The 6,835-nt window shown below is 72.1% G+C and carries 6 protein-coding genes; 2 read left to right on the top strand and 4 right to left on the bottom strand.

Features of this window, described 5'->3' with window-relative positions; all coding sequences use genetic code 11:
- Positions 1–207 precede the first annotated feature (207 nt).
- Positions 208–1,401: an ROK family transcriptional regulator gene (locus ACFY00_RS06815; protein ID WP_388027963.1), complete on the bottom strand. Its 1,194-nt coding sequence runs from the start codon at positions 1,399–1,401 to the stop codon at positions 208–210.
- Between the two features lie 162 nt (positions 1,402–1,563).
- Here ACFY00_RS06815 and ACFY00_RS06810 point away from each other — a divergent pair, with 162 nt between their 5' ends.
- Complete coding sequence (locus tag ACFY00_RS06810) at positions 1,564–1,791, top strand: hypothetical protein (protein WP_033214328.1); 228 nt, start codon at positions 1,564–1,566, stop codon at positions 1,789–1,791.
- Positions 1,792–1,841: 50 nt separating this feature from the next.
- On the opposite strand, the gene ACFY00_RS06805 is transcribed toward ACFY00_RS06810, so the two are convergent.
- From ACFY00_RS06805 to ACFY00_RS06795, 3 genes are read right to left on the bottom strand one after another with little or no spacing between them, the layout of a single operon-like run.
- Positions 1,842–3,161: a sugar ABC transporter permease gene (locus ACFY00_RS06805; RefSeq protein WP_388027961.1), complete on the bottom strand. Its 1,320-nt coding sequence runs from the start codon at positions 3,159–3,161 to the stop codon at positions 1,842–1,844.
- Complete coding sequence (locus tag ACFY00_RS06800) at positions 3,158–3,940, bottom strand: ATP-binding cassette domain-containing protein (protein WP_388027960.1); 783 nt, start codon at positions 3,938–3,940, stop codon at positions 3,158–3,160. The genes ACFY00_RS06805 and ACFY00_RS06800 overlap by 4 nt, the downstream gene beginning before the upstream one ends.
- 31 nt (positions 3,941–3,971) lie before the next feature.
- The gene (locus ACFY00_RS06795; RefSeq protein WP_388027958.1) at positions 3,972–5,075 is read right to left on the bottom strand and encodes a sugar ABC transporter substrate-binding protein; all 1,104 of its coding nucleotides are present in this window, start codon (positions 5,073–5,075) and stop codon (positions 3,972–3,974) included.
- Positions 5,076–5,296: 221 nt separating this feature from the next.
- On the opposite strand from ACFY00_RS06795, the gene ACFY00_RS06790 reads away from it, so the two are divergent.
- Positions 5,297–6,817 carry an LCP family protein gene (locus tag ACFY00_RS06790; protein ID WP_388027955.1) on the top strand — a complete coding sequence of 507 codons (1,521 nt, stop codon included), beginning with the start codon at positions 5,297–5,299 and terminating at the stop codon, positions 6,815–6,817.
- Positions 6,818–6,835 lie beyond the last annotated feature (18 nt).

Genomic DNA, 6,835 nt, shown 5'->3' with positions numbered 1-6,835 from the left:
CGCGCAGCGGAAAGCCCGCGCAGCGACGGCAGCCCCGCGCAGCGGAAAGCCCGCGCAGCGACGGCAGCCCCGCGCAGCGGAAAGCCCGCGCAGCGACGGCAGCCCCGCGCAGCGGAAAGCCCGCGCAGCGAAGGCAGCCCCGCGCAGCGGAAAGCCCGCGCTGAGCGTGCGGTGGGGCTCCCGGTGGGGCTGGGCGCGGCGGGTTTTTCAGCGGGTGGGGGTCGTGGCGACCGCGATCGCGGCGTCGATGGCGCCGTAGAGCTCGGAGCGGAGGCCGAGGCGGGTGGTGCGGATGTCGACGGCTTCGGCGACGGCGGGTTGGGCGTAGCGGTCGACGGATTCGCGGATGCCGTGGACGAGGGGGGCGCCGGCCTGGCCGAGTTCGCCGCCGATGACGATGGCGGCGGGGTTGAGGCAGTTGACCAGGTCGGCGAGGACGCGGCCGATGGTGCGGCCGGCCTCGCCGATGACGCGGGCGGCGGCGGGGACGTCGGCGAGCTGGTCGAGCGGGGGGAGGTCGACGGTCTCGCCGGGGCGCGCGCCGGGGGCGAGGACGTGGACCAGGCGGCGGCGGACCTCGACGATGGAGGCGACGGACTCCAGGCAGCCGCGGTTGCCGCAGCGGCACCAGGTGCCGGTGTCGGGGAGCTGGATGTGGCCGATCTCGCCGGAGATGCCGCTCGCGCCGCGGTAGATGCGTCCGTCGAGCAGGAGTCCGGCGCCGATGCCGGTGGAGGCCTTGACGTAGATGAGGTCGTTGACGGTGTGGCCGGTGCCGTAGGCGCGTTCGCCGCGGGCGCCCATCTCGGCGTCGTTGCCGACGGCGACCGGGCGGCCGAAGACCCGGCCGAGTTCGGCGGCGGGGTCCATGCCGATCCACTGGGAGAGGGTGGAGGGGGCGCGGACCACGTTGGTGCGGGTGTCGAGGGCGCCGGGGATGCCCGCGGCGATGGCGGTGATCTCGTCGAGGCGGTGCCCGGCGGCGTCCAGGGCCTGCCGGGCGAGGGTCTCGGCGGCTTCGAGGACCTCGCGCGGGTGGTTGTCGACGTCGAGGTGGGCGGTGGCCTCGCCGAGGACGGCGCCGGTGGTGTCGGCGACGGCGGCGGTGAGGTGGGTGTGGCCGAAGTCGAAGGCGAGCACCAGGGCGTGCGCGCGGCGCAGGGCGACGGCGGCGGCGCGGCGGCCGCGGCCCGCGGTGGCGGGTACGGGTGCGGTGGTCTCGCTGACGAGTCCCTCGTCGAGCAGGTCGGTGACGGCGCTGCTGACGGCGGAGCGGGAGAGGCCGGTGAGTCGGCTGATCTCGGCGCGGCTGAGGGTGCCGTGCTCGCCGAGGACGGCGAGCAGGGTGGCCCGGGTGCGCAGGCGGCGGGCCGAGGGTGCCGGGGTGACGGGCGCTGTCATGCACGGAACGGTAGCGGACTCGGACCCCCATTTTCACCTTTGAACGGATTATTTGACATTCTGCTTGTCCTCTTGACGGATGAATTGGCCTATACCTACCGTCTAGGGCAGCAGTATCACCTCACGCGCCGGTCGCAGGGACGCGCCGGGAGAGGAAGGCCGATGAACGCCACCCAGAGCCGTCATCGCTGGTGCGTGGAGATACCGCACGCCAACGAGGTGCGTTCAGGCCGCCACCTGTTCATCGTGGACGCCGCCGAGGAGGAGGACGCCCGCCGCGAGGCGATCGAGCGGGCCGAGTCCGCCGAGGCCCGCCGCCACCGCCGCGACGCCGACCTGGACCTGGCCCAGGTCACCGTCGTCCACCTGGGACTGCTCCGCACGCACTGATCCCCCGCCGGCCGCCGGGCCGACGGGGGATCCGCCGTTGCCGCGGGGCGCTACGCCCGTCCGGCCGACTTCTGGGTCCGCCGCGCCAGCGAGTCGATCACCACGGCGGCCAGCAGCACCGCACCGGTGATCATGAACTGGATGGCGTTGCTCAGGCCCTGGATGTTCATCCCGGACTGGATCGAGCCGATCACCAGCGCGCCCAGCAGCGCCGACCAGGTCGACCCGCGCCCGCCGAACAGGCTGGTGCCGCCGATGACGGCCGCCGCGATCGCGTTCATCAACAGGTTGCCGCCGCCGGAGGTCTGCGAGGCCGACTGGATCTGCGCGGCCAGGAACAGGCCGCCGATCGCCGCCATGGTGGAGCAGATCATGAACACCGTGATCCGCACCAGGGAGACGTTGATGCCGGCCCGCCGGGCGCCCTCGATGTTCCCGCCCAGCGCGAACACCTTCCGCCCGTAGGGGGTGCGGCGCAGCACGAACTCCAGCACCACCACGAAGACCACGAACACCAGCAGCGCCAGCGGCAGCCCCTTGTACTGGTTGAGCGTGTACGCCACCAGGAACCCGACCACGGCGAGCGCCGCGGTGCGCACCAGGATGTCGGTGAGCGTCCGGTACGGGACCCCGGCCGCCTTGCGCCGCCGGGTGTCTAGCAGCGAGGAGCCGAGGAACAGCACCACCCCGGCCGCCGCCATCCCGTAGGCGGCGGCCTGCTGCCCGTAGATGGTGGAGTACAGCCGGGAGACGATGTCCTTGCCGGACAGGTTGACGGTGCCGCTGGCGCCGAGGATCTGCAGCATCAGGCCGTTCCAGCCGAGGTTGCCGGCCAGCGTGACCACGAACGCCGGGACGCCCACCTTGGCGAAGAACAGGCCCTGCACCAGGCCGACCAGCGCGCCCCCGGCCACCGCGGACAGCAGCGCCACCCACTGGTTGACGCCGTGGGTGACGTTCATGACCGCGAAGATCGCCGCGCACAGGCCGCTGACCGAGCCGACCGACAGGTCGATCTCGCCCAGCAGCAGCACGAACACCACGCCCAGCGCGATCATGCCGGTGCCGACGATCTGCTGGGACAGGTTGGACAGGTTCTGCGCCGACAGGAAGCTGCTGTTCAGCGACCCGAACACGGCCCAGATGACGATCAGCGCGACCACCACCGGGGCCGAGCCGAGCTCGCCGCTGGTCAGTCGGCGCTTGAACTCGATCAGGTAGCCCTTGAGGCCCTCCTGCCGGACGATCAGCCGCGGGTCGACGGCCGGGGTGGCCTCCGGGGCGACCGGGACGGGCGCGTTGACGCCGCCGGTCGGCATGGAGTCCTCGGGCAGCGGCCGGTGCCCGGGCTCCGGGGTGTCCCCGCTCATCGTTCGCCTCCCTCGCCGCGGGCCTGCCGACGGGTCACGGCGTTGTCCGTGGCGCCGGTGATGGCCGAGATGATCTGCTCCTGGTTGGTGGAGCGCTTGTCGAAGACCCCGTTGTTGCGCCCCAGCCGCAGCACCGCGACGGTGTCGGCGACCGCCATCACGTCGGCCATGTTGTGGCTGATCAGGATCACCCCGAGGCGCTGGTCGCGCAGCCGCTCGACCAGGTCGAGGACCTGCGCGGTCTGCTCGACGCCGAGCGCGGCGGTCGGCTCGTCCAGGATGACCACCTTGGGCGAGCCGATCAGCGCCCGGGCGATCGCCACCACCTGGCGCTGGCCGCCGGAGAGCGAGGCGATCGGGATCCGCACGCTGGGGATCCGGATGGAGAGGCTGTCCAGCAGCTGCCGGGAGCGCTTCTCCATCCCGACCTCGTCCAGGACCAGCCCGAACTGCTTGAGTTCCCGGCCCAGGAACAGGTTGCCGACCACGTCCAGGTTGTCGCACAGCGCGAGGTCCTGGTACACGGTGGCGATGCCCAGGTGCTGGGCGTCCTGCGGCCGGTGGACGGCCACCGGCCTCCCCTCCCACTCGATCACGCCCTCGTCCGGCTGGTTGACCCCGGCGATGGTCTTCACCAGGGTCGACTTCCCGGCGCCGTTGTCGCCGACCAGCGCGACCACCTCGCCGGCCCGGACCTCCAGCTCGATGCCGGTGAGCGCCTGGACGGCGCCGAACCGCTTCGAGATGCCCCGCAGTGCCAGTACGGTCTCGCCCGTCACCGCGACCACCTCCTCTCCCGGTCGAAGGCGGTTACTGGATGCCGGCGGCCTGGCAGGCGGCCGCGTAGTCCGGGGTGCAGATCTGCTGGGCGGTGTAGAGGCCGTCGGCGATCACGGTGGACTTGATGTTGTCCTTGGTGAGCACGGTCGGGGCGATCAGCAGCGAGTCGACCTTGGTGCCGCTGCCGTTGGTCGAGGTGGTCGGCTTCAGCGAGGCGCCCAGGCTCCTGCCCTGGGCCAGCTGCACCGCCATCTCGCCCGCCGCGTCCGCCTCCGGCTTGTACGGCTTGTAGATCGACATCGTCTGCGTCCCGGCCAGGATCCGCTGCACGGCGTCGAGTTGGGCGTCCTGACCGGTCAGCGGGACGCTCAGGTTGGCGGCCTTGAGGGCGGTGGCGATGCCCGCCGCCATGCCGTCGTTGGCGGAGTAGACGCCCACCACGTTCGGGGCGCCGATCGCGGTGATCGCGGCGGCGGCCTCCTGGTTGGCGGTGTTCGGGTCCCACTGCGGGGTGTCGTACTCCTTGCCGATCTTCAGCTTGCCGTCGATCGCGCTGTGCGCGCCGGCCTTGAAGTCGGCCGCGTTCGGGTCGGTCGGCGAGCCGTTGATCATGATGATCTGGCCGCTGCCCGCCTTGTCGCCGACCGCCGCGACCAGCGCCTCGCCCTGCAGTTCGCCGACCTTGTGGTTGTCGAAGGAGACGTACGCGTCCACCGGGCCCTGGGCGAGCCGGTCGTAGGCGATCACCTTGACGCCCGCGTCGTGCGCCTTCTGCACCGAGGACTGGATCGCCTTGGAGTCGACCGCGTCCAGGATCAGCACCTGGTCGCCCTTGGTCAGCGCGGTGTCCACCTGGGTCTGCTGCTGCGTCGCGTCCTGGTTGGCGTTGTAGTAGTCGATCTGCGCGTTCGGGGCCAGCGACTTGATCTTCGCCTCGATCAGCGGGCGGTCGAACTGCTCGTAGCGGGTGGTCTTGGACTCCGGCAGCAGCAGACCGATCTTCACCGCCTGGTTGGCGCTGCCCGAGGAGCCCGAGGAGCCGGAGGACTGCTTGGCGCTGCCGCAGGCGGCCAGGCCCACGGCGAGCGTGGCCGCGGCGGCGGCGACGGCGATCCGACGGAGACCGGTGTGCATGGTGCCCTCTTCCTCTGGATGTCGCCCCCGTCACCGAGTGTGAGAACGCGCGGCGGCCACCACGATCGGGGTTGGGCCGAGCGGGTGGCGCCACGCCGTGCGGCGGTCCGAACGGGGACGGGCGGAGGCGGGTGTGACTTCACCGGGCCGGGTTTGTATGCTTCGCTCGGCCTCTACAGCTCTGTAGAAGTTCGATCGGCGGCAACGGGTGAGGGGGCGTCATGTCGGCACACAGGGCGAAGGGCGGCCACGGCGGCGCACCGGGCCGCGGCCGTCGGGGACGGCGGATCGCCCTGTGGACCACCGCGGGCACCGTCTCGCTGGCCCTCCTGGCCGGCGGCCTGCTCTACTACCGGCTCAACGGCAACCTGAGCACCTTCGGCGAGGACGGCATCAGCAAGGACCGCCCCGCCGCCGCCTCCGCCGACGCCCAGGGCCGCATCCCCGTCAACCTGCTGCTGATCGGCTCCGACTCGCGCGACGGCGCGAACAAGGACCTCGGCGGCGGCGAGGACGGCGGCGCCCGCTCCGACACCGCGATCCTGCTGCACGTCTACGCCGACCACAAGCACGCCGTCGGGGTCTCCATCCCGCGCGACTCGCTGGTCGAGATCCCGCCCTGCCTGCTGCCGAACAAGACCTGGACCAAGGACCAGCCCAACGGCATGTTCAACACCGCCTTCTCGGTCGGCAACACCGAGCAGGGCAACCCGGCCTGCACCCAGAACACCGTGGAGAAGCTCACCGGGCTGCGGATCGACCACACCATGGTGGTCAACTTCCAGGGCTTCGCCGACATGACCAAGGCGGTCGGCGGCGTCGACGTCTGCCTCCCCAAGGCCGTCTACGAGGGCGACCTCAACCCCAACCTCGGCCACCGCGGCAAGCAACTGTTCCAGCAGGGCCACCAGACCATCTCCGGCCAGGCCGCCCTCGACTACGTCCGGATCCGGCACGGCCTCGGCGACGGCTCCGACATCGGCCGCACCAAGCGCCAGCAGGCCTTCCTCTCCTCCCTGATCAAGCAGGTCAAGACGCAGGGCATGGACCCCACCACGCTGCTGCCGCTGGCCGACGCCGCCACCAGGTCGCTCACCGTGGACGAGGGCCTGGGCTCGGCCGCCAAGCTGATCGACTTCGCCATGTCGCTCAAGGACGTCGACCTGCACGACATCAAGTTCCTCACCGTCCCCTGGCGCTACCAGGGCGAACGGGTGGCCCTGGTGCACCCCGACGTCGACCAGCTGTGGGCCGCGCTCCGGAGCGACCGCACCCTGGACGGGCAGGACGCCTCCGCGTCCCCGGCCGCCGACCCCGGCCCCGCCGCGTCCACCGGCGCACCCGCCACCGCCCCGAAGCCCGACGGCACCGGCATCAAGGTCGCCGTCTACAACGGCACCGAGACCCCCGGGCTCACCACCCGGGCCGCCCAGGCCCTGGAGGACGCCGGGTTCACCGTCACCGGCCGGGCCAACGCCGCCGCCCGCACCCACCGCGGCACCCTGGTCGAGTACGGGCCCGGCGAGAAGGACCGGGCCGAGAAGGTCGCCGCCCTCTTCCCCGGCGCCGTCCTGCAGGCCGACGGCCGCACCGCCGGCATCGCCCTCACCCTCGGCGCCGACTACGCGAACGGCGGCGGCACCACCGCCGCCCCGCCCGTCCCCACCGGCCCGCTGCCCACCAGCGTCAGCCAGGCCCGCTCCGCCGACGAGGACGCCTGCTCCGACCTCACCTACGGCTGACACCCGCACCCACACACC

Origin of the sequence: Kitasatospora sp. NPDC001540 (assembly GCF_042894345.1) — a bacterium.
GTDB lineage: Bacteria > Actinomycetota > Actinomycetes > Streptomycetales > Streptomycetaceae > Kitasatospora > Kitasatospora phosalacinea_C.
The sequence above is the reverse complement of the archived record's forward strand: the minus strand, read 5'-3'. Positions and strand labels throughout refer to the sequence as shown.

Coding starts and splice junctions, on each gene's coding strand:
- ACFY00_RS06805 (WP_388027961.1), bottom strand. CDS start 3,161: ATGAGCGGGGACACCCCGGAGCCCGGGCACCGGCCGCTGCCCGAGGAC.
- ACFY00_RS06815 (WP_388027963.1), bottom strand. CDS start 1,401: ATGACAGCGCCCGTCACCCCGGCACCCTCGGCCCGCCGCCTGCGCACC.
- ACFY00_RS06790 (WP_388027955.1), top strand. CDS start 5,297: ATGTCGGCACACAGGGCGAAGGGCGGCCACGGCGGCGCACCGGGCCGC.
- ACFY00_RS06810 (WP_033214328.1), top strand. CDS start 1,564: ATGAACGCCACCCAGAGCCGTCATCGCTGGTGCGTGGAGATACCGCAC.
- ACFY00_RS06795 (WP_388027958.1), bottom strand. CDS start 5,075: ATGCACACCGGTCTCCGTCGGATCGCCGTCGCCGCCGCCGCGGCCACG.